20 protein-coding genes are annotated in these 24,564 nt (G+C 71.3%); 14 read left to right on the top strand and 6 right to left on the bottom strand.

Annotated elements, in window-relative coordinates; all coding sequences use genetic code 11:
* Positions 1-22 precede the first annotated feature (22 nt).
* The 3 genes from ACYVIH_RS18090 to pruA all read left to right on the top strand — a co-directional run bounded on the left by ACYVIH_RS18090 (position 23) and on the right by pruA (position 3,670).
* Positions 23-1,468: a WS/DGAT/MGAT family O-acyltransferase gene (locus tag ACYVIH_RS18090; RefSeq protein WP_460870913.1), complete on the top strand. Its 1,446-nt coding sequence runs from the start codon at positions 23-25 to the stop codon at positions 1,466-1,468.
* Positions 1,465-1,965, top strand: coding sequence for a DUF6912 family protein (locus tag ACYVIH_RS18085; protein WP_460870912.1), 501 nt, complete (start codon positions 1,465-1,467; stop codon positions 1,963-1,965). The genes ACYVIH_RS18090 and ACYVIH_RS18085 overlap by 4 nt, the downstream gene beginning before the upstream one ends.
* A gap of 76 nt (positions 1,966-2,041) precedes the next feature.
* Positions 2,042-3,670 carry an L-glutamate gamma-semialdehyde dehydrogenase gene (pruA, locus tag ACYVIH_RS18080; protein WP_460870911.1) on the top strand — a complete coding sequence of 543 codons (1,629 nt, stop codon included), beginning with the start codon at positions 2,042-2,044 and terminating at the stop codon, positions 3,668-3,670.
* A gap of 68 nt (positions 3,671-3,738) precedes the next feature.
* Here the strand turns inward: pruA and ACYVIH_RS18075 are convergent, their stop codons facing one another.
* On the bottom strand, positions 3,739-3,897 hold the full coding sequence (locus tag ACYVIH_RS18075; protein ID WP_460870910.1) for a hypothetical protein: 159 nt from the start codon (positions 3,895-3,897) through the stop codon (positions 3,739-3,741).
* Positions 3,898-4,024: 127 nt separating this feature from the next.
* Between ACYVIH_RS18075 and ACYVIH_RS18070 the strand changes: the two genes are divergently transcribed.
* A complete protein-coding gene (locus ACYVIH_RS18070; protein WP_460870909.1) occupies positions 4,025-4,183 on the top strand; it encodes a hypothetical protein in 159 nt (52 codons plus the stop codon).
* A 4-nt stretch (positions 4,184-4,187) separates the two neighbouring features.
* Here the strand turns inward: ACYVIH_RS18070 and ACYVIH_RS18065 are convergent, their stop codons facing one another.
* Both ACYVIH_RS18065 and ACYVIH_RS18060 read right to left on the bottom strand, forming a co-directional pair.
* Complete coding sequence (locus tag ACYVIH_RS18065) at positions 4,188-4,667, bottom strand: DUF2505 domain-containing protein (RefSeq protein WP_460870908.1); 480 nt, start codon at positions 4,665-4,667, stop codon at positions 4,188-4,190.
* Complete coding sequence (locus ACYVIH_RS18060) at positions 4,667-5,149, bottom strand: DUF2505 domain-containing protein (RefSeq protein WP_460870907.1); 483 nt, start codon at positions 5,147-5,149, stop codon at positions 4,667-4,669. The genes ACYVIH_RS18065 and ACYVIH_RS18060 overlap by 1 nt, the downstream gene beginning before the upstream one ends.
* Positions 5,150-5,196: 47 nt before the next feature.
* Here ACYVIH_RS18060 and ACYVIH_RS18055 point away from each other — a divergent pair, with 47 nt between their 5' ends.
* Together ACYVIH_RS18055 and ACYVIH_RS18050 are read left to right on the top strand one after the other, a co-directional pair.
* On the top strand, positions 5,197-6,105 hold the full coding sequence (locus tag ACYVIH_RS18055) for a tryptophan 2,3-dioxygenase (protein ID WP_460870906.1): 909 nt from the start codon (positions 5,197-5,199) through the stop codon (positions 6,103-6,105).
* 131 nt (positions 6,106-6,236) lie between these two features.
* The gene (locus tag ACYVIH_RS18050) at positions 6,237-11,114 is read left to right on the top strand and encodes an NAD-glutamate dehydrogenase (RefSeq protein ID WP_460870904.1); all 4,878 of its coding nucleotides are present in this window, start codon (positions 6,237-6,239) and stop codon (positions 11,112-11,114) included.
* A gap of 37 nt (positions 11,115-11,151) precedes the next feature.
* Here ACYVIH_RS18050 and ppgK read toward each other — a convergent pair whose 3' ends face one another.
* Complete coding sequence (gene ppgK, locus ACYVIH_RS18045; protein WP_460870903.1) at positions 11,152-11,922, bottom strand: polyphosphate--glucose phosphotransferase; 771 nt, start codon at positions 11,920-11,922, stop codon at positions 11,152-11,154.
* A 37-nt stretch (positions 11,923-11,959) separates the two neighbouring features.
* Between ppgK and ACYVIH_RS18040 the strand changes: the two genes are divergently transcribed.
* The 3 genes from ACYVIH_RS18040 (at position 11,960) to ACYVIH_RS18030 (ending at position 15,647) form a co-directional block, all read left to right on the top strand.
* A complete protein-coding gene (locus ACYVIH_RS18040; protein WP_460870902.1) occupies positions 11,960-13,237 on the top strand; it encodes an ArgE/DapE family deacylase in 1,278 nt (425 codons plus the stop codon).
* Between the two features lie 104 nt (positions 13,238-13,341).
* The gene (locus ACYVIH_RS18035) at positions 13,342-14,745 is read left to right on the top strand and encodes an amidase (RefSeq protein ID WP_460870901.1); all 1,404 of its coding nucleotides are present in this window, start codon (positions 13,342-13,344) and stop codon (positions 14,743-14,745) included.
* Entirely contained in the window at positions 14,745-15,647 is a 903-nt protein-coding gene (locus ACYVIH_RS18030; RefSeq protein WP_460870900.1) for an SDR family NAD(P)-dependent oxidoreductase, read from the top strand. The genes ACYVIH_RS18035 and ACYVIH_RS18030 overlap by 1 nt, the downstream gene beginning before the upstream one ends.
* Positions 15,648-15,675: 28 nt before the next feature.
* Here the strand turns inward: ACYVIH_RS18030 and ku are convergent, their stop codons facing one another.
* Together ku and ACYVIH_RS18020 are read right to left on the bottom strand one after the other, a co-directional pair.
* A complete protein-coding gene (gene ku, locus ACYVIH_RS18025) occupies positions 15,676-16,671 on the bottom strand; it encodes a non-homologous end joining protein Ku (RefSeq protein WP_460870899.1) in 996 nt (331 codons plus the stop codon).
* A gap of 75 nt (positions 16,672-16,746) precedes the next feature.
* On the bottom strand, positions 16,747-19,014 hold the full coding sequence (locus ACYVIH_RS18020) for a glycoside hydrolase family 3 C-terminal domain-containing protein (RefSeq protein ID WP_460870898.1): 2,268 nt from the start codon (positions 19,012-19,014) through the stop codon (positions 16,747-16,749).
* A 166-nt stretch (positions 19,015-19,180) separates the two neighbouring features.
* Here ACYVIH_RS18020 and ligD (ACYVIH_RS18015) point away from each other — a divergent pair, with 166 nt between their 5' ends.
* The 5 genes from ligD (ACYVIH_RS18015) (at position 19,181) to ACYVIH_RS17995 (ending at position 24,393) form a co-directional block, all read left to right on the top strand.
* Complete coding sequence (gene ligD / locus ACYVIH_RS18015; protein ID WP_460870897.1) at positions 19,181-20,110, top strand: non-homologous end-joining DNA ligase; 930 nt, start codon at positions 19,181-19,183, stop codon at positions 20,108-20,110.
* Between the two features lie 2 nt (positions 20,111-20,112).
* Positions 20,113-21,027 (top strand): non-homologous end-joining DNA ligase, encoded by a 915-nt coding sequence (gene ligD / locus ACYVIH_RS18010; protein WP_460870895.1) that lies wholly within the window; start codon positions 20,113-20,115, stop codon positions 21,025-21,027.
* Between the two features lie 324 nt (positions 21,028-21,351).
* On the top strand, positions 21,352-22,605 hold the full coding sequence (locus tag ACYVIH_RS18005; RefSeq protein ID WP_460870894.1) for a CpaF family protein: 1,254 nt from the start codon (positions 21,352-21,354) through the stop codon (positions 22,603-22,605).
* Positions 22,595-23,458 carry a type II secretion system F family protein gene (locus ACYVIH_RS18000; protein WP_460870893.1) on the top strand — a complete coding sequence of 288 codons (864 nt, stop codon included), beginning with the start codon at positions 22,595-22,597 and terminating at the stop codon, positions 23,456-23,458. The genes ACYVIH_RS18005 and ACYVIH_RS18000 overlap by 11 nt, the downstream gene beginning before the upstream one ends.
* Complete coding sequence (locus ACYVIH_RS17995; RefSeq protein WP_460870892.1) at positions 23,455-24,393, top strand: type II secretion system F family protein; 939 nt, start codon at positions 23,455-23,457, stop codon at positions 24,391-24,393. Before ACYVIH_RS18000 ends, ACYVIH_RS17995 begins: the two co-directional genes overlap by 4 nt.
* Positions 24,394-24,564: the final 171 nt, after the last annotated feature.

The raw sequence follows: 24,564 nt of genomic DNA, 5'->3' as shown, positions 1-24,564 counted from the left end.
TCCGACCAGGAAGGAACCAGCGATGAGTGAGCGGCTGCGCCCCGCCGACATGGCCTTCCTGTCGCAGGAGTCGGCGAGCGCCCCGATGCACAACGCCACCTTGGAGATCTTCAAGCCGTCGCTCGAGGGCTTCGACTACGAGAAGCTGGTCGCCGTGATCGCCGACCGGATCGCGTTCGTGCCGCGGTACCGTCAGCGGCTTCGCGCCGTCCCCGGGAGGTTGGCCAACCCGGTGTGGGTCGACGACGACGACTTCGACCTGACCTACCACGTGCGCCGCTCGGCACTGCCCCGGCCGGGGTCGATGGAGCAGCTGCGGGAGCTGACCGGCCGGATCATGTCGCGCCGGCTCGACAGGAACCGTCCGCTGTGGGAGGTCTACCTCGTCGAGGGCCTCGAGGACGGCCGCTTCGCGATCCTCTCCAAGTCCCACCAGATCCTCGTCGACGGCATCTCCACCGTCGACCTCGGCCAGGTGCTGCTCGACGTCGACCCGCGGCCTCGCGACATGGTCAGCGACCACTGGCGTCCGGATCGGGAGCCGAGCCCGCCCGCCCTCCTCGCCGACGCGCTGCGGGAGTCGGTGCTGCACCCGGGCACGGTGGCCGAGACCGTGCGCGGCAACGTCGACGGGCTCTGGCGAGCCGCCGGCGCCGTGGGGCGCGGTGCCTGGTCCGCGGCCGAGGTCGTCTCGAACCGCCGGCACTCACCGGACACGCCCCTCCACGCCCAGCTCTCCGAGCAGCGCAGGTTCGTCACCGTCCGCACCGACCTGCAGGACTACCGCACGGTCCGCCGGGCGCACGGCGGCACCGTCAACGACGTGATCATGGCGACCGTCGCCGGTGCCATGCGGGCCTGGCTGATGACCCGTGCGGAGCCGGTGCACGGCAGCCGCCGGCTGCGGGCGATGGTGCCGATGAGCGTGATCGACCACGAGCTGGAGCCGACGTCGCTCGGCAGCCAGGTCACCGGGCACCTGATCAGCCTGCCGATCGGTGAGTCGAGCCCGGTCGTCCGGCTGCACCAGGTCTCCTACGCGTTCAAGGCGCACAAGGAGACCGGCATGGCGGTGGCGGCGGACCGACTGGCCGACGTCGCCGGCTTCGCGCCGACGACGTTCCACGCTCTCGGCTCCCGGGTGGCCGCTGCCCAGGTCAGGCGAGGGTTCGACCTCGTGGTCACCAACGTCCCGGGCCCGCAGTTCCCGCTCTACGCGGCCGGCGCCCAGATGCTGGAGAGCTACCCGGTGCAGCCGTTGCTGCCCGGCCACGCGCTGGCGATCGGCGTGACGTCCTACGACGGCGGTGTGTACTTCGGCATCAACGCCGACCGCGACGCGCTGCCCGACGTCGACGTCCTGGGCCAGTGCCTCGAGGAGGCGCTCGCCGAGCTCGTCGACACCGCCAGTGGGAGCAGGCCGCGGGCGCCGCGCGGACGGAAGAGCCCGAGGGGGGACAAGACATGAGCACGCGGGTCTACATCCCGTGCACCACCGGGCGGCTCCGGGACCTCCTGGTCGCCGGCGGGATCGGTCCGGTGCCGGTGCTCGCCCACGCTGTCACCGAGGCGCTCCGGGCCGGCTTCGCGGACGCCGGCGAGGAGGAGTGGGAGTACGCCGCTCTCACCGCTGCCGCACAGGACTCCCTCGCCCTGGTCGGCGAGACGGACCGCCCGCGGCGTGTCGTCGTGGTCGCCGAGGCCGACTCGGTGACCCCGGTCGGCGGCGCCGAGTCGAGCCTCGTGGAGGTCGACGAGGTGGTGCCCCTGCGCCGCGTCGTCGCCGTGCACGTCGACTCCGACGAGGCCGAGGCCGACGTGGCGGCGGCCGTCGAGGCCTGGCCACGGGCCGAGGACGGTGACCAGACCGCGCTTCAGCTCGTGGAGCGGTGTCTCGACCACGAACCGGGGTGGTTCGCCACCCAGGAGATCGGCGACCTCGTCGCTCCTGACGGGCCGCGCTGAGCCGCGTCGTACCGGTCTCCGGAGCAGTCGCCGGCCGACTTGGGAGTAACCCGGGGGCTCTGCCACGATCGGGGGTATGGACGCCATCACCCAGCCCCCGGCACCGGTCAACGAACCCAACCTGGGCTACGCGCCCGGTAGTCCCGAACGTGCCGACGTCGAGGCGGCACTCGCGCATCAGGAGTCCCTGCAGGTCGAGCTGACCGCCACGATCGGCGGGGAGAAGCGGATGGGGGGCGGGGCGGAGATCCCGGTCGTCCAGCCGCACGACCACCAGCACGTCCTGGGCGTGATGCGCAACTCCACCCAGGACGACGCGAAGGCCGCCGTCGCCGCTGCCCAGGCCGCGGCGCCGGAGTGGCGTGCGATGTCCCTCGACGACCGCGCCGCGATCCTGCTCAAGGCGGCCGACCTCCTCGCCGGTCCCTGGCGTCAGCGGGTCAACGCCGCGACGATGCTCGGCCAGTCGAAGACCGTGTGGCAGGCCGAGATCGACTCCGCCTGCGAGCTGATCGACTTCTGGCGGTTCAACGCCCACTACGCCCGCCAGATCGTCGCCGAGCAGCCGGTGGCGAACTCCCGGGGCGTGTGGAACCGCAGCGACCACCGGCCGCTGGAGGGCTTCGTCTACGCGATCACGCCGTTCAACTTCACCGCGATCGCCGGCAACCTCCCGACCGCCCCGGCCCTGATGGGCAACACCGTGCTGTGGAAGCCCTCGCCGACCCAGCAGCTGGCCGCGCACCTGGTGATGGAGCTGCTCGAGGAGGCCGGGATGCCTCCGGGGGTGATCAACATGCTCCCCGGTGACGGGATCGAGGTGTCCAAGGTCGCGCTGGCTCATCCGGACCTCGCCGGGATCCACTTCACCGGCTCCACGCCGACGTTCCAGTACCTGTGGTCGACCGTCGGGCAGAACATCTCGACCTACCGGTCCTACCCGCGTCTGGTCGGCGAGACCGGCGGCAAGGACTTCATCGTCGCCCACGCCTCCGCGGACCCCGACGTGCTCCGGGTCGCGATGCTGCGGGGCGCGTTCGAGTACCAGGGCCAGAAGTGCTCCGCGGCCTCGCGCGCCTACGTGCCGCGTTCGCTGTGGGCCCGGATGCGCGACGACTTCCTGGCCGAGGTCGAGGCGATCAGCATGGGCGACGTCACCGACCTGTCCAACTTCATGGGCGCGGTGATCGACGAGCGTGCGTTCGGCAAGCACAAGGCGGCGATCGAGCGGGCCAAGCAGACCCCCGGCCTCGAGATCGTCGCCGGCGGGCAGGTCGACGACTCCAAGGGCTGGTTCGTGCGACCCACGGTCGTCGAGGGCGGCGACCCGACCGACGAGATGTTCTCCACGGAGTACTTCGGGCCGCTGCTGGCGATCCACGTGTACGACGACCCCGACTTCGAGGACGTCGTGGCCCAGATGGAGTCGTTCGCGCCGTACGCCCTCACCGGCTCGGTGATCGCGCAGGACCGTCGGGCGATCGCCTGGGCGAGCGAGGTGCTCCGGTTCGCCGCGGGCAACTTCTACATCAACGACAAGCCGACCGGCGCCGTCGTCGGTCAGCAGCCGTTCGGCGGTGCCCGGGCGTCCGGCACCAACGACAAGGCCGGCGCCCCGTCGAACCTGCAGCGCTGGACCTCGCCGCGCTCGATCAAGGAGACCTTCGACCCGCCGAAGGACTACCGCTACCCGCACATGGGCTGAGCCCATGACGCACGACGAGGCCCCGTCCACACCTGGACGGGGCCTCGCGCGCTACGGCAGCCGGTGGATCAGGCCGGAGGCAGGCAGATCTCCTGGGCCTGGCCCTGACCGTTGACGTTGATGTCGAGGTTGATGCACAGGCTGGCAGCCGAGGCGGGTGCGGCGACGACGGCCGAGCCGAGCAGGCCGGCGCCGACGAGGGCGATGACAGCGATGATGCGCTTCACGCGTACTCCTAGGTGAACCGTGCGGGAGCCTGTCTCCCGCGGTGACTGCCTCAACTGGCGGCCGGGCAAAAGGTCACGCTCCGGACCCCCGAGATCCCCGCCGGGCACCGGGGGTGACAATGGGCAGATGAGCCCCGAGCTTCTCCTGCCGATGCACTTCGGCGGCCTGCACCCGTACGAGACCGCGCTGGTGGCCCTGCTGGCGTTCGGCCCGTTCGTGGTGCTCGCGGTCGTCGTGGTGATGATGCGGCGCAACGACGCCGGCGAGGACGAGCAGGGCGAGTGAGCGTCTAGCGCTCGGCCAGCCAGGCCGTGCCCACCCGGTGCTCGGTCTGCAGTGCGTGCTCGAGCAGCTCGCCCACGAGCACCTCGATCTTGCCGCCCACGAGCGGGATCGCCACCCTCAGGTCGCCGGAGACGGTCTCGACGGTGCCGTCGCCGTCGGGCCGGAGCGTGATGGTGCCCTTGAGGTGACCGGGCCTGCCGGGGATCGTGACGTCGAGCGTCGCGTCCGTCGCGCTGGACCACTCCTCGCGCTGGACGATGTGGATCGTGTCGCCGACGAACTTCTTGGCGAACGAGGGGATGCCCTCCGAGGGCCGCTTCTGGTCCACCGCGACGGACATCGTGTCGTCGACTCCGTCGACGGTGGCCGTCGCCTCGGTGGCGTGCTGGGCCTCGCACACCCGCTCGCGGAAGACCGCCTCGCCGAGCATCGCGAACACCTCGGCAGGGGAGGCGTCGTAGCGCAGTGTGTGCTCGAACCTCATCAACGCTCACCCTTCAGCCATGCCACGCCCGCGACGTGCTCCTTGTCCATGCCCTGCTGGAAGAGGTCCCGGAGCAGCGACTCGAGCTTGCCGCCGATCAGCGGCACCTTCGCCTTCGCCTCGCCCTCGAACGCCTCGACGGTGGTCGTACCCCGCTCGGTCAGCGTCAACCGGCCGGAGAGGTGCGTGGGCTTGCCCGGGGTCTCGACGGTCATCGTCGCCGAGGTCGGGTCGGTCCACTCCTCGACCTGGAGCGCACGGGTGCGCTCGCCGACGATCTTCTTCGCGAACGACGGCACACCGGCGGTGGGCTGGACCTGGTCGATGACCACCTTGGTGCCGCTGCCCTCGGGCTCGATCGAGATCTCGGCCGACAGCACGCCCTGGGCGTCGCAGCTGCGCCGGCGGAACTCCGGGTTCATCAACATGGCGTACACGTCGGCCGCGGGGGCGTCGTAGGTGATCTCGTGGCGGAACTTCATGGCGGTCATCATGACGTATCGACCCGGCCGTGGCTACGCTCCGCCGTGTGACCTCGAACCAGCCAGACACCGCCCGGCCCCCGGCTCCCGCAGGCGAGTGGGGCGGCACCGACATCGCCTTCGGCGAGCACGGCGGCCGGCTCACCTACGGCAGCTACCTCGCCCTCGAGCAGCTGCTGGGCGCGCAGCGGTTCGAGTCCGACCCGCCGGCCCACGACGAGCTGCTGTTCATCACCATCCACGAGGTCTACGAGCTGTGGTTCAAGCAGCTGCTGCACGAGGCCGGCGCGGCCCGCGACGCCATGCTCGGCGGTGGCGGTGGCGGTGGTGGCGGTGGCCACGACACCGGCCACGGCGCCGGTCACGGCACCGGTCCGAACCGGCTGTGGTGGGCCCAGCACCTGCTGCAGCGGATGCACGTCATCGAGCGGGTGCTGGTGTCCCAGGTCGACGTGCTGGAGACGATGACACCGCAGGACTTCCTGCAGTTCCGGCAGGCGCTCGCCCCCGCCAGCGGGTTCCAGTCGGTGCAGTACCGCGAGCTGGAGTTCCTCTCCGGGGCGAAGGACCCCTCCTTCGTCGAGCGGTTCAAGGGGCTCACCGACGACGAGCGCGCGCGGCTTCGGCGACGGCTCGAGGAGCCGACCCTGTGGGACGCGTTCCTGCACGTGCTCCGTGAGCGCGGCCTACCCGCGGCGAGCGACGACGAGGTCGCCGCGTCGGTACGACGGGCAGCACACGACCGTGCGTCGTACTCCGATGTCTGGGCACTCGCCGAAGCCCTGGTGCAGCACGACGAGCTCGCCGCGGCCTGGCGGGCCAGGCATGTCGTGATGGTGGAACGGATGATCGGCACGAAGACCGGCACCGGCGGCTCGTCGGGGGCCGCCTACCTGCGCTCGCGGCTGGACCTGCGGTACTACCCGCTGCTGTGGGAGCTGCGTTCCCAGCTGTGAGCACGGGCCTCGAGCAGCGCGGGGACACGCGGCTGCCGCCCGTTGTTGTTACGCCTGAGGGCACGCTCTAGGGTCGGAGACGTCGGCGGCACAACGGCGTGCCGTCTGGGAGCGACAAAGGTTGATGCCTCGTGCGTACGACGCTGGACGACAGCAAGGATGAGCTCATCGCGAGGGCTGCGAAGCTCGGCTCGAACCGCAGCGCAGCCGGTGGTCCGCCGGGCACCAGCATCGAGGCGTTCCTGAGGTCCTACTACCGCCACGTCGCCCCCGAGGACATCGTCGACCGGTCCGAGGAGGACCTGTTCGGCGCGGCGATGAGCCAGTACAAGCTCGCCACCCACCGGCCCCAGGGCACTGCCAAGGTCCGGGTGTTCACCCCGTCGGTCTCCGACGAGGGCTGGGGCGCCGACGGGCACACCGTCGTCGAGGTCGTCACCGACGACATGCCCTTCCTGGTCGACTCGGTGACCATGGAGCTCAACGAGCAGCAGCGGTCGGTGCACGTCGTCGTGCACCCCCAGCTCCTCGTGCGCCGTGACCTCACCGGGGAGCTGCAGGAGGTCTACACCTCCGAGGGCCAGGACGGTCCCGGCAGGGACATGCCGCACGACGTCTTCCGCGAGTCGTGGATGCACATCGAGATCGACCGGGAGACCGATGCCGAGGACCTCGAGAGCATCGAGCACGCCCTGGACAAGGTGCTGCGCGACGTCCGTGAGGCGGTCGAGGACTGGGAGCGCATGCATGCCCAGGCACGGGCGATCGTCAAGGACCTCGACGAGAACCCGCCGCCGCTGCCCGAGCAGGAGATCGCGGAGGGCAAGGCCCTCATGGAGTGGCTGGCCGACGACCACTTCACGTTCCTCGGCTACCGCGAGTACCACCTGGAGGAGCGCGGCGAGGACGACGTCCTGCGGGCGGTGCCGGGCACCGGCTACGGCATCCTGCGCTCGGACCCGGACATGTCCCCGTCGGTGGGCGTGCTGCCGCCGTTGGTGAAGGCCAAGGCCCGCGAGAAGACCCTGCTGGTGCTGGCGAAGGCCAACTCGAAGGCGACGGTGCACCGGTCGGCGTACCTGGACTACATCGGCGTGAAGGTCTTCGACGAGCACGGCGAGGTGGTGGGGGAGCGCCGCTTCCTCGGCCTGTACTCCTCGACGGCCTACACCGAGTCGCTGACCCGGATCCCGGTGCTGCGCAAGAAGGCGCAGGAGGTCATCGACAGGGCCGGCTTCGACCCGCTGAGCCACTCCGGCAAGGCCCTGATGGACGTGCTGGAGACCTACCCGCGCGACGAGCTGTTCCAGACCCCGGTCGACGAGCTCGTGCCGATCGCCGAGGCGGTGCTGCGCACCCGCGACCGGCGCCAGGTCCGGCTGTTCGTGCGCCGGGACGTCTACGGCCGGTTCCTCTCCTGCCTGATCTACCTGCCCCGCGACCGCTACAACACCGCCGTCCGTGAGCGCATCGCGTCCATCCTCAAGGACCAGCTCGGTGGCGAGTCCGTCGAGTACACCGTGCGCGTCAGCGAGTCGATGCTGGCCCGCCTGCACTTCGTCGTGCGGCCGCCGAAGGGCGAGCTCCTCGGGGAGTACGACGAGGCGGACCTCGAACGCCGTCTCGCCGAGGCCGCGCGCTCGTGGCGCGACGACTTCGTCGCAGCCCTGCACACCGAGTACGGCGAGGAGGAGGGCTCCCGGCTCGCACGGGTCTACGCCGATGCCTTCCCCGAGGCCTACAAGGAGGACTACGCCCCACGCGCGGGCGCGGTCGACCTGGGCCGGCTCGAGGCGATCGAGGGCGAGGAGGGCCTCTCCCTGGCGCTGTACCAGCCGGTGGGCGGTGATCCGGTCGAGGCGCGGCTCAAGGTCTACCGGGTGGGCCCGTCGCTGTCGCTGAGCCAGGTGTTGCCGGTGCTCTCGGCGATGGGCGTCGAGGTGATCGACGAGCGCCCCTACGAGATCGACGGCCTGACCCGCAGCTGCTACATCTACGACTTCGGCCTGCGCTACACCGACGAGATGCCTGCCGGAGCCCGCGAGCTCTTCCAGGACACGGTCTCGGCCGTGTGGGCGGGGCTCAACGAGAGCGACGGATTCAACGCGCTCGTGCTCGCCGCCGGGTTGACCTGGCGCCAGGTCGTCGTCCTGCGCGCGTACGCGAAGTACATGCGCCAGGGCGGCACCCCGTTCGCGCAGGACTCGATCGAGGGCGCGCTCCGCGGCAACGTCGACATCACCCGACTGCTGGTGCGGCTGTTCGAGACGAGGTTCGACCCCGGCCGCAACGGCGACCTCGCCGCCGACAGCGAGAGCCGGACCGCGGCCCTGGCGGAGCTCGAGTCCCGGATCGCCGCGGCGCTCGAGGACGTGGTGAGCCTCGACCACGACCGGATCCTGCGGTCCTACCTCGCGGTGATCAAGGCGACCCTGCGCACCAACTTCTTCCAGCCTGACGAGCAGGGTCGCCCCAAGAGCTACCTGTCGCTGAAGCTCGAGCCGAGCGCGATCCCGGACCTGCCCGAGCCCCGGCCGCGCTTCGAGATCTTCGTGTACTCCCCGCGGGTCGAGGGCGTGCACCTGCGCTTCGGCGCGGTCGCACGGGGCGGGCTGCGCTGGTCGGACCGGCGTGACGACTTCCGCACCGAGGTGCTCGGCCTGGTCAAGGCGCAGATGGTGAAGAACGCCGTGATCGTGCCTGTGGGCGCCAAGGGCGGGTTCTACGCCAAGCGGTTGCCCGACCCCGCCGACCGCGAGGCGTGGATGGCCGAGGGTGTCGCCTGCTACAAGACCTTCATCTGCGGGCTGCTCGACATCACCGACAACCTCGTCGCCGGCGAGACGGTCCCGCCGCAGCGCGTCGTACGCCACGACTCCGACGACTCCTACCTGGTGGTCGCCGCCGACAAGGGCACCGCCTCCTTCTCCGACATCGCCAACCAGATCTCGGCCGACTACGGGTTCTGGCTCGGTGACGCGTTCGCCTCGGGCGGCTCGGTCGGCTACGACCACAAGGCGATGGGGATCACCGCACGCGGTGCCTGGGTCTCGGTCCAGCGGCACTTCCGGGAGATGGGGATCGACTGCCAGCGCGAGGACTTCACCGCCGTCGGGATCGGCGACATGTCCGGAGACGTGTTCGGCAACGGGATGCTGCTCTCGGAGCACACCAAGCTGGTGGCGGCCTTCGACCACCGCGACATCTTCCTCGACCCCGACCCCGACCCGACGACCTCCTTCGCCGAGCGGCGCCGGCTCTTCGACAAGCCGCGGTCCACCTGGCAGGACTACGACACGTCGCTGATCAGCGAGGGCGGTGGCGTCTACTCCCGCGCGGCCAAGTCGATCCCCGTCTCCAAGCAGGTACGACGGGCGCTCGGGATCGACGACGCGGTCACGTCGCTGACGCCGAGCGAGCTGATGCGCGCGATCCTGGTCGCCGACGTCGACCTGCTGTGGAACGGCGGCATCGGCACCTACGTCAAGGCCGAGACCGAGAGCAACGCCGAGGTCGGCGACAAGTCCAACGACGCGATCCGCGTCAACGGCGGTGAGCTGCGCTGCCGCTGCGTCGGTGAGGGCGGCAACCTGGGGTTCACGCAGGCCGGGCGCGTGGAGTACGCCCGCAACGGCGGCCGGATCAACACCGACTTCATCGACAACTCCGCGGGCGTGGACACCTCCGACCACGAGGTGAACATCAAGATCCTGCTCGACCGGGTGGTCGCCACCGGGGACCTGACCGACAAGCAGCGCAACGACCTCCTCGCGTCGATGACCGACGAGGTCGCCGAGCTGGTCCTGGCCGACAACTACGACCAGAACCTGGCGCTGGCCAACGCCGAGGCGAACTCTGCCGGGCTGCTGCACGTGCACGAGGACTGGATGCGGCGGCTGGAGCGGCAGGGGCTGCTCAACCGGGAGCTGGAGTTCCTGCCCTCGCGCAAGCAGGTCGCCGAACGCATCGAGCACGGCCAGGGCCTGTCCGCGCCGGAGCTGGCGGTGCTGCTGTCCTACACCAAGATCGTGCTGGCCGACGAGCTGATCGGCTCCGACCTGCCCGACGACCCGTTCCTGCGCAGCGACCTGTTCTCCTACTTCCCGAGCCAGATGCGGCAGGACTACCGCCAGCAGATGGAGGAGCACCCGCTGCGCCGGGAGATCATCGTCACCCAGATCGTCAACGACCTGGTCAACGGCGCCGGCACGACGTACTTCCACCGGCTGTCGGGGGAGACCGGGGCGACCCCGGCCGAGGTGGTCCGCGCGAACTTCATCGCCCGTGAGATCTACGGGTCCAAGGCCTTGCTGCAGGAGATCGCCTCCTACGACAACGTGATCGACGCCGCGGTGCAGACCCGGATGCGGTTGGAGGTGCGCACGCTGGTCGAGCGGGCCTCGCGCTGGCTGGTGACCAACCGACGCGCGCCGATCGACTCCGAGGCGGTCGTGGACTTCTTCGAGGTGGTCGTGCAGCGGTTGACCGGCGAGCTGCCGGACATGCTCACGGGCGCGGAGCGGGAGGCCTACGACCACCGGCACGACGAGCTTGTCGAGGCCGGTGTTCCCGAGGACCTCGCCCGCCGGGTCGCCGTGATGCCGCCGGCCTACGCCGTCCTCGGCATCGTCGACACCGCGCACCGCGAGGAGCTCGACCCGCTCGAGGTCTGCCGGCTCCACTTCGAGCTGGGGGAGCGGCTGTCCCTGCCGGCCCTGGCGCGCAGGGTGCTCGCCCTGCCGCGCAAGGACCGTTGGCAGACGATGGCGCGGGCCGCCCTGCGTGACGAGCTGCACTCCGTGCACGTCCAGCTCACCGGTCAGGTGCTCGCCGCCACCTCGCCCGAGGACTCCGTCTCGGAGCGGGTGAGCGAGTGGGAGGCTCGCGAGCAGACGGCGGTCTCCCGGGCGGTATCGACCCTGGAGGAGATCTGCGCCGACGACCGTGCCGACCTCGCGCGGCTCTCGGTCGGGCTCCGGGTGGTGCGCACCCTGCTCGCCGTCCCGTGAGTGGTACGACGGACCTCGGTCCGTCGTACCACCATCGTCAGCTGCCGTACTCCCGGGCCAGCCAGGCCGCGCCCACGATCCCGGCCTGGTTACGCAGATGTGCCGGCACGATCGGGGTCCGCAGGTCGAGCAGCGGCAGGAACTCCTCGGCGCTCTTGCTGATCCCACCGCCGACCACGAACAGGTCCGGCCAGAAGAGGTTCTCCACGTGGCTGTAGTAGCGCTGCAGCCGCTCGGCCCACTGCGCCCAGGAGAGTCCCTCGCGCTTCTTGGCCGACTGCGCGGCACGGTGCTCGGCGTCGTAGCCGTCGATCTCGAGGTGCCCGAGCTCGCTGTTGGGGATCAGTCTGCCGTCGTGGAGGAACGCTGACCCGATCCCGGTGCCGAGCGTGGTCAGGATGACCAGTCCCGGCACGTCACGGGCGGCGCCGTACATCGCCTCGGCCACTCCTGCGGCGTCGGCGTCGTTGACCACGTGGACCGGGCGGCCGAGCCGCTCGGTGAAGAGCGCGTCGACGTCGGTGTCCACCCACGAGGGGTCGATGTTCGCCGCGGACCGCGCCACGCCGTGCTGGCACACGGCGGGGATGGTGATCCCGATGGGGCTGTCGCTCAGGGTCGCGGTGAAGCTCGCCGCGATCTCCTCCACGACGTCCGCGACCGCCTCGGGGGTGGCCGGCTGGGGGGTCTTGATCTTCAGCCGCTCGCCGACCAGCTCACCGGTGGTCAGGTCCACCGGCGCACCCTTGACCCCGGTGCCGCCGATGTCGACACCGAGCACCGGTCCGACCGTGCCTGCTTCACCCATGTTTGCCTCCTCCGCCCCAACCCTAGACACTCGCGTCATGACCCCTCACGGCCGCACCGACCTGGAGTCCTTTGTCCTCGACCACCTCGACGAGGACGCGCTCGTCGAGGACCTGGCCACGCTGGTCCGCCTGCCGAGCGTGGCCGGCAGCGAGGCCGAGGTCGAGGTGCAGGACGTGTGCGCGGAGATCCTACGGAGCCAGGCGGCGGTCGTGGACCGCTGGGAGATCGACCTGGCCGAGCTCCAGGACGACCCGTGGTTCCCCGGCTCCGAGGCACACCGGGACCGGGCCGTCGGGGTGGTCGGGATGACGCCCGGCGGCGACGTCCCCGGGCTGGTCCTCCAGGGCCACCTCGACGTCGTGCCCCCCGGTGACCCGGAGACCTGGGGCGGCGCGGACCCGTTCTCCGCGGAGATCCGGGACGGGGCGCTGCACGGCCGGGGCGCCTGCGACATGAAGGCCGGTGCGGCCGCCAACCTGGCGGTGATGCGCACCCTGCGCGCGGCCGGCGTGCAGCTGGAGAAGCCGCTGGCGGTGCACTGCGTGGTCGGTGAGGAGGACGGCGGGCTGGGCGCCTTCGCGACCCTGCGTCGGGGACATCGGGGCGAGGCGGCGGTGATCACCGAGCCGACGAGCGCCCGGATCGTGACGGCCACCGCGGGCGCGCTGACGTTCCGGATCGAGGTCGGCGGCCGCTCTGCCCACGGCAGCATGCGCCGTGAGGGCGTGAGCGCGTTCGAGGCGTTCCTGCCGATCTACGAGGCGCTGCGCCAGCTCGAGCGGGAGCGCAACCTCGACCCCGACCCGATCTTCGGCAGCGACCTTCCCTACGCGCTCTCGGTCGGCGTGGTCAGCGCCGGGGACTGGGCGAGCAACGTGCCCGACAAGCTCACCGCGGAGGGCCGGCTCGGGGTGCGGCTCGACGAGGATCCCCGGCACGCCCGGACCGCCCTGGAGGACGTGGTCGCCGAGGTAAGCGCCAAGGACCCCTGGCTGCGCGAGAACCGGCCGATCGTGAGCTGGCCCGGCGGCCAGTTCGCCAGTGGCCGGATCGACTCCGACCACCCGTTGGTCGAGGAGGTGATCGCGTCGGTGACCGACACCGGCGGTCCCGCCCCTGTGCTCGGCGGCGAGGTGTACGGCTCCGACCTGCGCCTCTACGCCGGCATCGGCGGGATCCCGACGCTGCACTACGGCCCCGGGGACATCCGGGTCGCCCACGGGCCCCAGGAGCACGTGAACCTCGAGGAGCTGGCCCAGGTGACCCGGGCGCTCGTCGTGCTCGCGCTCCGGCGCTGCGGCGTCCGACCCTGAGCCCCCTCCCAAGTAACGCGGGGTTACGGACGCTTCACACGCGGCACGACGCGGGTGATGCGTCCACGGCACGTGCACAGTGAGACGCCGCTACGGTGTGCTCCATGACCGACGACCTGCTCTTCGCCGGCGTGGAGGCGCTCGCTGCGGCGACCGCATCGGGGGAGATCTCCGCGCGCGAGCTCACCGAGGCCAGCCTGGCCCGGATCGACGCCACCAACGACCGGCTCAACGCCTTCTCGAACATCATGCGCGTCGAGGCGCTCGCCGAGGCGGACGCCCGTGACCGCGCCCGGCAGTCCGGAGAGCCGACGGGGCCGCTGCACGGGGTGCCGGTCGCCATCAAGGAGGAGCTCGACGTCGCCGGGCAGGTGACCACGTTCGGCGGCCGCGCCAACCGCACCCCGGCCGCCGCCGACGGAGAGGTGGTGCGCCGGCTGCGCCTTGCCGGCGCCGTGGTCGTCGGCAAGACCACGATGCCGGAGTTCGGCCAGTGGCCGTTCACCGAGTCCACCGCCTACGGCCTGACCCGCAACCCGTGGGACCTGAGCCGGTCGACCGGCGGTTCCAGCGGAGGTACGGCGGCAGCCGTCGCGGCCGGGCTGGTGCCGTTCGCGATGGGCGGCGACGGCGGCGGCTCCATCCGGATCCCCGCGGCGGTCTGCGGCCTCTTCGGGCTCAAGCCGCAGCGGGGCCGGGTCACGATGGCACCCCACGAGCACGGGTGGTGGGCGTTGAGCACGACCGGGCCGCTGACCCGTTCGGTGCGCGACAGCGCGATCGTCTACGACGTGATCCGTGGGACGACGCCCCGTGACCGCTGGCGAGCCGGCGAACCTTCCTCGTCGTTCACCGACGCGGTCCGCGCGCCGTTCCGGCCGCTGCGCATCGCCTGGTCGACCAAGCCGGTGACGCTGGGCGTGCGTCCGGCTCCGGAGAACGTCCGGGCGGTCCAGGAGACCGCCGAGCTGCTCGCGTCGCTGGGCCACCAGGTCCGTGAGGTCGACCCGGGCTATCCGGACCCGACCGCGGCGTTCGTCCCGCAGTTCTTCGGCGGGCTCAAGGTCCAAGCCGCCGAGGTCGAGGATCCCGCGCTGCTCGAGCGGCGCACCCGGGAGACCCTGCGTCTCGGCGCGTGGGCGGTGCCCAACGTCGTCGAGCGCGCGATCCGGGCGGGGGAGCGGGTGGCGGCGAAGGCGAACCAGGTCTTCGACGGCCACGACCTGCTGCTCACGCCGACGATCGCGCCACGGCCACCGCGCGTCGGGGTGCTCGAAGGTGTGGGCACGCTCCGTGCGGCGCTCAAGTCGATGCCGATGATCGCCTACACCGCACTGTGGAACGTCACCGGGAACCCCGCGGCCTCGGTCCCGGCCGGGTTCGGGAGAGACGGGTTGCCGCTCGCGGTGCAGCTGGTGGGACGCCCGGACGACGAGCCGACGATCCTCACCGTGGCGGCGCAGCTCGAGCAGGCGCGGCCCTGGGCCGAACGCCACCCGGAGCTGTGATGAAGCACCTGCTGCTGTCGACGCCGATCGCGCTGGCGCGGCGGGCCGCCGGGCTGGTCCCGGGCGTGGACCTGCCCAGCCCGCTCGCCGGGCGGACCGTGATGGTCACCGGCGCATCGTCGGGCATCGGCGAGGCCACCGCTCGGGCGGTCGCGGCCCGCGGTGCCTCAATGGTCCTGGTCGCGCGCCGGGCCGACGAGCTCGCCCGCGTCGCCGAGGAGATCACGACGGCAGGGGGTACGGCGTGGGCCTACCCGTGCGACCTCACCGACGACGAGGCCGTCTCGGCGATGGTGGCCAAGGTGCGGGCCGAGCACGGCGGCGTGGACATGCTGGTCAACAACGCCGGCCGCTCGATCCGGCGCTCGCTCGCGATGTCCTACGACCGGCTGCACGACGTGGAGCGCACGATCGCGATCAACTACGTCGCGCCGGTGCGGCTGATTCTCGCGCTGCTGCCGCAGATGGTGGAGCGCGGTGACGGGCACGTCGTGAACATCCTGACCTGGGGGGTGCAGGTCAAGGCGCCCAAGTTCGCTCCCTACATCGCCTCGAAGGCCGCGCTGGACACCTTCAGCAGGATCGCCGGCCGGGAGTTCTACGGCGACGGGGTGACGTTCACCAACATCCGCCTCTCGCTGGTGCGCACCGACATGATCGGGCCGACCGACGTCTACCGCCGGTCCCCGGCGATGTCGCCGGAGCAGGCCGCCGCGAAGGTGGTCCGCGCGCTGGAGGACCGGCCGTTGACCGTCGACACCGTCGCCGGCTCGGTCGCGGAGGTGCTCAACCTCGTCTTCCCCCGGCTCTCGGACGCGGTCAGCCATGCGGCGGCGAAGCGGTTCCCGGACTCGCCGGCGGCGGCCCGCCACCTCCGGGAGGACGAGGCCGCCACGTCCTGAGCCGCGCGACCCAGGTTCTCGGCCCGGGTCAGCTGGCCTTCTTGGCGGTCTTCTTCGCCGGCGCCTTCTTGGTCGTGGTCTTCTTGGCGGCCGTCTTCTTCTTGGTGGCCGGCTTCGAGGCGCTCTTCTTCGCGGCAGCCTTCTTGGCAGGGGGCTTCTTCCGCGCGGCGGGCTTCTCCTCGGCCGCCTCCTCCTCAGCCTGCTCCGACGCCTCCTCGGCCTCGTCGCCCGAGGCGGCCTCACCACGGGATCCCTTGGCCGCCTCGACGCTGCGCTGCAGCGCAGCGAGGAGATCGACGACCTCGCCCTTCTTCGGCTCCTCCTTGGCCAGCTGCTTGACCTCGCCGCCCTCGAGCTTGGCCTGCACGAGCGCCTCGACCGCGGAGGCGTAGTCGTCCTCGTACTCGCTGGCGTCGTAGTCGCCGGCCAGGGTCTCCACGAGCATCTGCGCCATCTTCAGCTCCTGGGGCTTCGCGGCGTCCTCGGTCGCGGACAGCCCGGCGAAGTCCGGCTTGCGGATCTCGTCGGGCCACAGCATCGTCTGCAGCACCAGCACGTCGTCGCGGACGCGGAGCACCGCGGTGGACGTCCGGTTGCGCAGGGCCACCGTCACGACGGCCATCCGGTCGGCCTCACGGATCGCCTCGCGCAGCAAGGCGTACGGCTTTGCGGCCGCCTTGTCCGGCTCGAGGTAGTAGGACTTCTCGAACAGGATCGGATCGATCTGGTCGCTGGGCACGAACTTCTCGACGGAGATCTCGCGGCTGCTCGTCGAGGGCAGCTCGGCGAGGTCGTCGTCGTCGAGGATCACCATCTGGCCGTCCTCGGTCTCGTACCCCTTCGCGATCTCGGAGTACTCCACCTCCTCGCCGTCGATGCTGCACACCCGCTTGTACTTGATGCGGCCGCCGTCCTTGGCATGCACCTGACGGAACGAGATGTCGTGGTTCTCGGTCGCGGCGTACAGCTTCACCGGGACGCTGACCAGGCCGAACGACACGGCACCCTTCCAGATGGCACGCACAAGCGGCTCCTTCCCTCCGGCGCTGTGACACGGCGATACTCGTAAGTCAGCATGGACCCTGCGGCCCACCGGTGACTAGTCGAAAACGCCGGTACCCACGCCGCGGCCGGGAATGCGGAGCTCGGCGCGCAGCGGGAGCCTGCGGGAGGACGGACCGACCAGGACGCGGTAGGTGCCGGGCGCCACGACCCACTGATCGCGCTTCGTGTGCCAGTAGGCGAACGCCCGCCGGTCGAGCACGACGCTGACCCGCCGCGACTCACCCGGGTCCAGGGTCACCTTGCGGAACCCCCTGAGCTGCTTGGGCGGTCCGCCGGTCGAGCTGGGCGCGGCGACGTAGACCTGGGGCACCGCGGCACCGGTGCGGTCGCCGGTGTTGCGGACGGTGAAGCTGACGCGGGCCCCGCTCCGGGTACGACGTACCGCCAGGTCGCGGTAGCCGAAGCTGGTGTAGCCGATGCCGTGGCCGAAGGGGAACAGCGGCCGGACCCGCTTGGCGTCGTACCACCGGTAACCGACGAGCAGCCCCTCGGAGTAGACCGCCTTGCCGCCCTTGCCCGGGTACTGCTCGGACCGGAAGGACACCTGCCTCTCGTCGCGCGGGAAGGTCTGCGGGAGCCGCCCGCCCGGCTCGAGCTCGCCGTACAGGACCGACGCGAGCGCGCTGCCGTGCTCGATCCCGCCGTACCACGGCACCAGGACCGCGCCGGCCTCCTTCAGCCACGGCATCCGCACCGGGCCGCCGACGTCGAGGACGACCACCGAGCGCCGGTTCGCGGCGGTGACCGCCTCGACCATCCGCTCCTGCTCGAGCGGGATCGCGGTGCAGAACACGGTGGCGCACACGCTCGGGCGCAGGCCGAGGTCGGGCCGGTCGGCGCCCTCGGTGGACCCGTCGGTGGCGACGACCACGGCGATGTCGGCGGCTGCAGCGGCGGCTCGGGCGTCCTCCACAGCGGAGCCCTCGACGTACACCACGCGGTCGCCGTGAGCCTGGGCGAGACGCTGGATGCCCTGCAGCGGCGAGACGACGCGGGGAGGCAGGCCCGACCCGTGGGAGGAGCCTCCGCCGGAGGTGGAGTTCGCCGCCCCCACGGGGTTGGCCGCCCAGCCGATCACGGCGATGGTGCGGCCGCTGCCCCGGTCGAGCGGGAGGAGCGAGCGGCGGTTCTTGAGCATCACCGTGGCGTCCGCAGCAACGCGCCGGGCCACCGCTCGGTGCTCGGGGGTCGACACGTCGCGCAGGAACGGGTCCAGGCCCGGCTGCACCGGGTCCTCGAACAGCCCGAGGCGGAACATCGGGCGCACGATGTTGCGCACCATGTCGTCGATCTGCCGCCGGGTGATCTGCCGCTTCGCGAGGGCGGCCTTCAGCTTGTCGGCGGAGTAGTGGCGGCTGCCTGCGCCGTAGAGCGGGGTGAGCTGCGCGGGGAGGTCGACGGCGTTCATCTCCAGGTCCAGCCCCGCCCGCACCGACGGCACGGTGGAGTGCACCGCGCCCCAGTCGGAGACCACGAACCCGTCGAAGCCCCAGTCCTTGCGGAGGAACCCGTCGAGCAGCGGCTTGTTCTCGCAGGCGTAGGGACCGTTCACCCGGTTGTAGGCACACATGACCGAGCCGACCTTCGCCTCCTTGACCGAGGCCTCGAACGCGGGGAGGTACAGCTCACGCATCGTGCGCTCGTCGACGCGCGCGTCGACGGTCATCCGGTCGGTCTCCTGGTTGTTGACCGCGTAGTGCTTGGCGTCGGCGATGACCGGGTTGTCCTGGATCCCCTTGATGACCGCGACGGCAGTGCGCGAGGCCAGGTGCGGGTCCTCGCCGAAGTACTCGAAGTTGCGGCCCAGGAACGGGGTGCGGGCGATGTTCATGCCGGGGGCGAGCATCACGTTGATGCCCTTGCGGTGCGCCTCCGCGCCGATCGCGCGACCCAGCCGGCGCTGCAGCGCGGGGTCCCAGGTCGCGGCCTGGGCGACCCCGGACGGGAAGACCGTCGTCGCGATCTGGAGCCCGGCCACCCCGGAGCCGGCGTCGCTGAGGACCAGGTCGGGGACGCACAGCTCCGGGAGCCCGGTGACGTGCCCGGCGGTGCCCCAGTAGGCCATCCACGGCGGGTTGCCGAACGTCACCATGTGCAGCTTCTGGTCCAGCGTCATCGCGCCGACCAGCGCGTCGGCCCGCGCCGACGGCGACTTCGCCGGGTCCATCCAGGCGGCGCATGCGTCCTGCTCGGCGCTCGAGGCCGCCTGCGGGGGAGCGGCGGTGACGGCGATGGTGAGGCCGGCTGTGGCGAGGGCGGCGAGCAGCCGTCTTGGGAGTGTGCGGCCAGGTCGTGGGTGCACCGTGGTTCCTTCCGTGTACGCCGGGCGGCGGCGCCGTACCACACCGACGACAGGCGACCGCCCCTTCTCGTCGCGCTGTCCAACGCGCCTGCGAGCCGCGGGTCACGCACACCACCGGAGACGGCGGCCACATCGACGGCGGTCGACGATCGGGGAGAATCGCGCCATGCGACCGATGCTGGCGAGTCGAGGCACCTCCGTGCCCACCGGGTCCGGGTGGGTGCACGAGGTCAAGTGGGACGGCATGCGCGTGCTCGCGCAGGTGCGCGACGGCCGGCTCACGCTGTGGTCGCGCAACGAGAACGACGTGACGGTCAGCTTCCCCGAGCTCCAGGACGTCGGTGTCCTCGCCGGCCGTGACGTGATGCTCGACGGGGAGGTCGTGGCGATGGCCGACGGCGTGCCGCGGTTCTCCGCCCTCGCCGACCGCATGCACGTCTCCAGCGCGACGCGTGCCCGTGCGCTGGCGCGCACCAACCCCGTGACGCTGATCGTGTTCGACCTGCTGCGGCTCGACGGCCGTGACCTCACGGGTGAGCCGCTGACCACCCGGCGTGCGGCGCTCGAGGACCTCGGCATCGGCAGCGCGCACTGGCAGGTGCCGCCGGTGTACGACGACGGGGCGATGCTGCTCACCGCCACCGAGCAGCAGGGGCTCGAGGGGATCGTGAGCAAGCGGCGTGCGTCGACGTACCACTTCGGCCGCCGCTCCAAGGACTGGCTGAAGTTCCCACACCGGCCGACGCTGTCGTACCTCGTGGGCGGCTGGCGGCGCGAGACCGGCAGCGACTCCCGGCTCGGCGCGCTGCTGGTCGGGGCGCCCGGGCCGCAGGGGCTGAGCTACCGCGGCCGGGTGGGCAGCGGCATCACCGGCAAGCACGCGCAGCAGCTGCTGGAGCTGCTCGAACCGCTGCACGCGGACGCGTCGCCGTTCTGCGACGAGGTTCCCAAGATCGATGCCACGGGTACGGTCTGGGTGCGTCCCGAGGTGGTCGTGGAGATCGCGGCGCTCGGCGTGACGAACGGCGGCCGGCTCCGGCAGCCGAGCTACCAGGGCGTCCGGTTCGACCTGGCGCCGGCAGACCTGAAGGAGTGAGCGTGGCCCCCACCGAGGAGCAGGTGCTCGTCGAGGTCGACGGCCGTCGGCTCAAGCTCAGCAACCTCGACAAGGTGCTCTACCCGGCCACGGGCACCACGAAGGGCGAGGTGCTGCACTACTACGCCCAGATAGCGCCGGTGCTCCTCCCGCACCTCGCCGACCGTGCGCTGACCCGGATCCGCTGGCCCAACGGCACGGCTTCGGAGAAGTTCTTCGAGAAGAACCTCCCGCCCGGGGCTCCGGAGTGGCTGCGCTCGGTGACGGTGAGCTCCACCGGCTCGCGCGGGGGAGGCGACACGATCGAGTACCCGATCGTCGAGGATCTCGCCGGGCTGACCTACCTGGCCAACCTCGCCTCGCTCGAGCTGCACGTGCACCAGTGGAAGTTCGGCCGCAACAACCAGGCCAAGAACCCCGACCGGCTGGTGATCGACCTCGATCCCGGCGCCCCGGCCGGGCTGCACGAGTGTGCCCAGGTCGCGCTGCTGGTGCGTGACCGGCTGGCGGACATGGACCTGCGCACCGCGCCGGTCACCAGCGGCAGCAAGGGCCTGCACCTGTACGCCGCGCTGCCCGGCCGGCTCAACGCCGACGAGGTCCGCGAGCTCGCCAAGAAGGTCGCCCAGGAGCTGACCCGCTCGCACCCGGACCTGGTGCTGTGGCAGATGACCAAGGCGATGCGCGGCGGCAAGGTCTTCCTCGACTGGAGCCAGAACACGAAGTCCAAGACCACGATCAGCCCGTACTCCCTGCGGGGGACCGAGGCTCCGTTCGCGGCGGCACCGCGGACCTGGGCGGAGATCGAGGAGGGGGCTGCGAAGGGCGGCAGTCTGCGGCACCTTCAGATGGGCGAGGTGCTCGACCGGGCACAGGAGATGGGCGACATCTTCGGCGAGCTGCTGCACCAGGCCTGACCGTCCGCGGGCCCGTACCCGAGCGGCAGCCCCGCCGTTCCCGAGAGACGGCGGGACCTGCCTCGGCCCGGTCGACCAGATGCCTTCTACCCGGCGGGGCCGGGACTCATGCCTGCACCAGGCTGTGACGTCCGTCGGTGGCAGAAGAGGGCGCGCGAGGGGTGGCTCGCCTCGACCGAGACCAGGGTCGGGAGCGTCCCCACCGTCACTCCCGTCCCTCGGGTCCCGAGTTTCCACAGATGTCCGGATCGGGTCTGGCCGAGAACGACGGGTTGCGCCAGACTCCGGTTCGTCTGATTTCGGGCAACGTGGTGGACGGGGACCATGAGCGTGACGATTGCCGACTCCGCCGACGAGGTCGTCGAGGACCTCGACGGACAGCTTCGCGACGTGGTGCGCCGCGAGGGCATCGACCCGCAGCGTGAGGTGGCGCTGGTCCGGGCGATGGCAGTGCGCCTGGTCGCCGGACACAACGAGCGCAGCCTCACCGGCGCGGTCGGTCCGGTTGCCGATCCCGAGGGTGTGGTCGAGGAGCTGGTCGCGCGGCTGGCCGGGTTCGGCCCGCTGCAGAAGTACCTCGACGACCCGGAGGTCGAGGAGATCTGGGTGAACGACCCGAGCCGGGTCTTCGTCGCCCGGGCGGGGCGCCACGAGCTGACCAGCACGATCCTGACCCGGGCCCAGGTCGACGAGCTCATCGAGCGGATGCTCAAGTCCAGCGGGCGACGGGTGGACCTGTCCCAGCCGTTCGTCGACGCCATGCTTCCCGGGGGCCACCGGCTCCATGTCGTGCTCGACGGCATCTCGCGTGGGTTCTCGGCGGTCAACATCCGCAAGTTCGTCGTACGCGCCTCCAGGCTCCAGGACCTGGTCGCGCTGGGGAGCCTCACCGACCGGGCCGCGAGGTTCCTCGACGCCGCGGTCCGGGCCGGGCTCAACATCGTGGTGGCCGGCGGGACCCAGGCTGGGAAGACCACCTTCCTCAACTGTCTCGCGGCGAGCATCCCGGGGGAGGACCGCGTGATCTCCGCCGAGGAGGTCTTCGAGCTGCGCTTCCATCACCCCGACTGGGTGGCGCTGCAGACCCGGCAGCACGGGCTCGAGGGCACCGGCGAGGTGCGGCTGCGCGACCTGGTGAAGGAGAGCCTGCGGATGCGCCCCTCCCGGATCATCGTGGGTGAGGTGCGGGCGGAGGAGTGCCTCGACCTGCTGCTGGCTCTCAACGCCGGCCTGCCCGGGATGGCGTCGCTCCACGCCAACAGCGCCCGCGAGGCACTGGTGAAGATGTGCACGTTGCCGCTCCTCGCGGGGGAGAACATCGGCTCCCGGTTCGTCGTACCCACCGTCGCGTCGTCGGTGGACCTGGTCGTCCACCTCGGGATCGACCGGCACGGCGTCCGTCGCGTCAACGAGATCGTTGCGGTGCCAGGACGGGCGGAGAACGACACCATCGAGACCGAGAGCGTGTTCGTCCGGGAGGCCGAGGAGCTCGTGCGGACCACCGGCATGCCGCCGAGGCAGGAGCGGTTCGAGCGGTTGGGCATCGACGTCAACGGCCTGCTGAACGGTGCCGACTGAGATGGGCGTGGCACTCGGGCTCGGGACCGGGATCGGCCTGCTGCTCGTGTACTGGTCCTTCGTGTCGCCGTCGACGCCGCGCCGGCCCCGCGGGCCCTCACGTCTGGACGGCCTGCTCACCCGAGCCGGGCTGTCCGCGACCTCTTCGACGGCCGTCGTGGCGCTCTGTGCCGGGGCGGGCGCGACGGCGGGACTGCTGCTCCAGGTCATCTCCGGCACCTGGCCGGTGAGCGTCGCCTTCGCGATGCTGGCCGGCTATCTCCCTCTGGCGGTCATCAAGGGCAGGGCGCGGCGGCGACAGCGCGAGCTGGCCGAGGTGTGGCCCGACGCCGTGGACAACCTCGCCTCGGCGGTGCGGGCGGGGTTGTCCCTGCCCGAGGCGCTCACCCAGCTCGGTGTGCGCGGCCCCGAGCCGTTGCGACCCGCTTTCGCGGCGTTCGGCACCGACTACCAGCTCACGGGCAGGTTCGGCGACTCCCTCGACCGGCTCAAGGACCGTCTCGCCGACCCGGTCGGGGACCGCGTGGTCGAGGGCCTCCGCGTCGCGCGCGAGGTCGGTGGCGGCGAGCTCGGACGGCTCCTGCGGAGTCTCTCGGCCTTCCTCCGGGAGGACGCCCGGACCCGCGCCGAGCTGGAGTCGCGGCAGGCCTGGACCGTCAACGGGGCCCGCCTCGCCGTGTCCGCGCCATGGCTGGTGCTGCTGATGCTCTCCTTCCAACGCGAGGTGATCACCCGCTACGCCTCGCCGGGCGGGGTTCTCGTCCTGGCCCTCGGCGGGGCGTCCTGCCTGGTCGCGTACCGGCTGATGGTCCGGCTCGGCAGGCTGCCCGAGGAGAGGCGGATCCTGTCGTGAGCCCGACGGTGTGGGGAGCACTGCTCGGCGCCGGGACCGGAGCGGGGCTGCTGCTCGTGCTCCGGGCGGTGACGACGGGCCGGCGCCTGGGTATCGAGCAGCGCGTGCTGCCCTATGTCCGCGACCTGCCGGGTGTCCGTGCGGAGGGACTCGCGGGAGGAACAGCATCCTCCGACTCAGCCCTGGTGGCGGTGTTCGGCCCGGTGCTGCGATCGGCTGCGCAGACCCTGGACCGGGCTCTGGGTGGGTCGTCCTCCGTGCGGCGTCGGCTGCAGCGCGCGAACCTCCCGATGACCGTGCACGACTTCCGGGTGGAACAGGTCGTGTGGGGAGTCGTGGCCTTCTGTGGCGTCGGTGTGCTCACGCTGCTGGTCGCGGTGCGCAACCCCGTGCGCACCCTTCCTCTTCTCGTCCTCTGCGCGATCGCGTTCGTGCTGGGCGCGCTGCTGCGAGAGAACCGGCTGACCGCACAGGTGCGGGAGCGCGAGCGGCGGATGCTCGCGGAGTTCCCGACGGTGGCGGAACTGCTGGCGCTTGCGGTCGCTGCGGGCGAGGGGCCGGTGCCCGCGCTCGAGCGGGTCGTGGCCCGGAGCCACGGCGAGCTGTCGGTGGAGCTGTCCCAGGTGCTGGCGGAGATCCGCACCGGTACTCCGGTCGCCCGGGCCCTCGACTCGTTGGCATCGCGCACAGGTCTGCCCGTGGTCGCCCGGTTCGCCGAGGCGGTGGCCGTAGCCCTGGAGCGGGGGACGCCGTTGTCTGAGGTGATGCACGCCCAGGCGACCGACGTACGCGAGGCCGGTCGGCGGGCGCTGATCGAGGCGGGGGCTCGCAAGGAGGTCCTGATGATGGTCCCGGTGGTCTTCCTGGTCCTGCCGGTGACCGTCCTGTTCGCGTTCTGGCCGGGGATGGTCGGTCTTCGGCTGGTCTCGCCCTGAGACCGGCCGCGGTGAGAGGAGTAGTCATGGTGGAACGGATCTTGCGCCGATGGATAGCGGCGGCGCACCGCGACGAACGGGGTGACGTGCCGGGTTGGGTGCTGATCACGGTCATGACTGGGGTCTGAAGACCGCTGGGTGGCAGCGAGTTCGATAGGTCTCAGATCCTGT

It is taken from the genome of Nocardioides pakistanensis (assembly GCF_054781215.1).
The sequence above is the reverse complement of the archived record's forward strand: the minus strand, read 5'-3'. Positions and strand labels throughout refer to the sequence as shown.

Bases quoted from the DNA above. Each gene is read 5' to 3' on its own strand.
- ACYVIH_RS18090 (WP_460870913.1), top strand. From the start codon at position 23: ATGAGTGAGCGGCTGCGCCCCGCCGACATGGCCTTCCTGTCGCAGGAG.
- ACYVIH_RS18085 (WP_460870912.1), top strand. From the start codon at position 1,465: ATGAGCACGCGGGTCTACATCCCGTGCACCACCGGGCGGCTCCGGGAC.
- pruA (WP_460870911.1), top strand. From the start codon at position 2,042: ATGGACGCCATCACCCAGCCCCCGGCACCGGTCAACGAACCCAACCTG.
- ACYVIH_RS18070 (WP_460870909.1), top strand. From the start codon at position 4,025: ATGAGCCCCGAGCTTCTCCTGCCGATGCACTTCGGCGGCCTGCACCCG.
- ACYVIH_RS18065 (WP_460870908.1), bottom strand. From the start codon at position 4,667: ATGAGGTTCGAGCACACACTGCGCTACGACGCCTCCCCTGCCGAGGTG.
- ACYVIH_RS18060 (WP_460870907.1), bottom strand. From the start codon at position 5,149: ATGAAGTTCCGCCACGAGATCACCTACGACGCCCCCGCGGCCGACGTG.
- ppgK (WP_460870903.1), bottom strand. From the start codon at position 11,922: ATGGGTGAAGCAGGCACGGTCGGACCGGTGCTCGGTGTCGACATCGGC.
- ACYVIH_RS18040 (WP_460870902.1), top strand. From the start codon at position 11,960: ATGACCCCTCACGGCCGCACCGACCTGGAGTCCTTTGTCCTCGACCAC.
- ACYVIH_RS18035 (WP_460870901.1), top strand. From the start codon at position 13,342: ATGACCGACGACCTGCTCTTCGCCGGCGTGGAGGCGCTCGCTGCGGCG.
- ACYVIH_RS18030 (WP_460870900.1), top strand. From the start codon at position 14,745: ATGAAGCACCTGCTGCTGTCGACGCCGATCGCGCTGGCGCGGCGGGCC.
- ligD (WP_460870897.1), top strand. From the start codon at position 19,181: ATGCGACCGATGCTGGCGAGTCGAGGCACCTCCGTGCCCACCGGGTCC.
- ACYVIH_RS18005 (WP_460870894.1), top strand. From the start codon at position 21,352: ATGAGCGTGACGATTGCCGACTCCGCCGACGAGGTCGTCGAGGACCTC.